Source organism: Haloglomus irregulare, assembly GCF_007421925.1.
Classification (GTDB): Archaea; Halobacteriota; Halobacteria; order Halobacteriales; family Haloarculaceae; genus Haloglomus; species Haloglomus irregulare.
Genome location: NZ_QMDX01000051.1, coordinates 1 through 1,396 on the forward strand (window position 1 = coordinate 1; position 1,396 = coordinate 1,396).

Below are 1,396 nucleotides of genomic sequence, written 5' to 3' on the forward strand. Positions count from 1 at the left end.
CATCCGGAATCTATCAGTGCCTGAGAACTCCCTCGTCTCGTAATCGGGTTGGAGGACTACCCGGCCGAGTACCAGATCGTCCAGTCAAGCGTCTCCCGGCTGGTCGGCGAGCTGGACGACCGGGTGCTCACCGAGCCGCTCCAGACGCTGAAGACCGAGGCAGCGGCCGAGCGCCCCGCACGGCGGTTCCGACAGTACCGCGAGGCCGACGACGAGAACCTGACGTGCCACCGACTCAAACTGTTCCGTGAGCCATTCCTCATCTACCGTCTCTAACCGGCGTGCAAGGGCACTGTCGACCGAGAGCGCGAACTCCCTCATCGGACACCTCCTTTCGGGCCAGATGTGCCACTGCCGCGCCTCGGTCCACCGATTTACGCCATTTGATCAGTAGTTGCTTGCGTTCGGCTTCGGAGAGAATGGGGTCTTGCTTCAGCTCTTCCTGCGAGTGACAGCGCGTGTCAAGACCGGTTCCCCATGTCGTCGAGTGCCCCCCGGACGCCGGTCGTCATCCAGCACCCGTCGTACGGATTCCCGGTCTGTTTCTCCAGATACCACACGTACGACTGCGTCTCACCCATCACGGTCGTGACGGTCACGGGCTGGCGCGCGGTCGTGGTCAAGCGCTGGAGCGGCCCGAGCGTCACCGTCTCTGCGTCCAGCAGCGGCTGGTACTGTTCGGTGATGATGGTCACAAACCGGCCGTATGATCCGATGGCGTTCCGATTCGACGGGGCGGCGAACTGCCAGGTGGTGTTGATGCCCTCGTTCGTTCGCGGGTCGTTGGCCCGCAGCGCGCCGAGTTGCACGGCGACGACCAGTTCCGGCGGCCGCTCACAGGTCGGCCCCAGCGCCTGGTACCGCGACGGCGTGGTCGCCTGCCGGCTGCGTGCTCCCGGCGCGGAGTCGGTCTCTGGGACGGGAACCGGCGTTAGTGTCTCCGTTGTGGCCGCGCCGCCGCTTGCGTCCCCGTCCTGCCCGACCAGGCCCGCGCACCCGGCAAGTGCCACGAGCACCACGAGGGCGGCGACGGCACCCGGGCGTGCGTCTGCCATACTTCTCTTTATAACTGCGGCCGCTTGGCTCTTCTCGGTCGTCCCGCTGCCCCTATTGTTGGGCACGGAATTTGTTCTACCGTACGAGGACCGGGACCGAGCATCGACCGGGTGGCCGGGCCCCGACCTGGAGAGTACGCTGTGCGGCGCCCGGAGGGAGAGGCCGTCGAGTGCGGCCTGCTGCCGGAGGCGCTCGTCGACGGCCTTGGCCCGCGGTACGGCGGGGACGTGCTCGACGAGCTGCGCGAGGCTGTTGCGCGGGTCACCGTCGACCGTGACGCGCTGCATCGGGTCGTCAAGGGATTCGCCTCAACACCGACGCCGGCGTGGGCGCGGGACCG

General features: G+C 67.2%; 3 protein-coding genes. 2 read left to right on the forward strand and 1 reads right to left on the reverse strand.

What is annotated here, in order from left to right:
* Positions 1 to 48 precede the first annotated feature (48 nt).
* Positions 49 to 276 (forward strand): hypothetical protein, encoded by a 228-nt coding sequence (locus DP107_RS19665; protein WP_144263766.1) that lies wholly within the window; start codon positions 49 to 51, stop codon positions 274 to 276.
* 185 nt (positions 277 to 461) lie between these two features.
* Here DP107_RS19665 and DP107_RS19670 read toward each other — a convergent pair whose 3' ends face one another.
* Positions 462 to 1,055 (reverse strand): DUF4864 domain-containing protein, encoded by a 594-nt coding sequence (locus DP107_RS19670; RefSeq protein WP_144263767.1) that lies wholly within the window; start codon positions 1,053 to 1,055, stop codon positions 462 to 464.
* 141 nt (positions 1,056 to 1,196) lie between these two features.
* On the opposite strand from DP107_RS19670, the gene DP107_RS19675 reads away from it, so the two are divergent.
* The coding region (locus DP107_RS19675) for a hypothetical protein (RefSeq protein ID WP_144263768.1) at positions 1,197 to 1,396 on the forward strand (200 nt) is incomplete at its 3' end.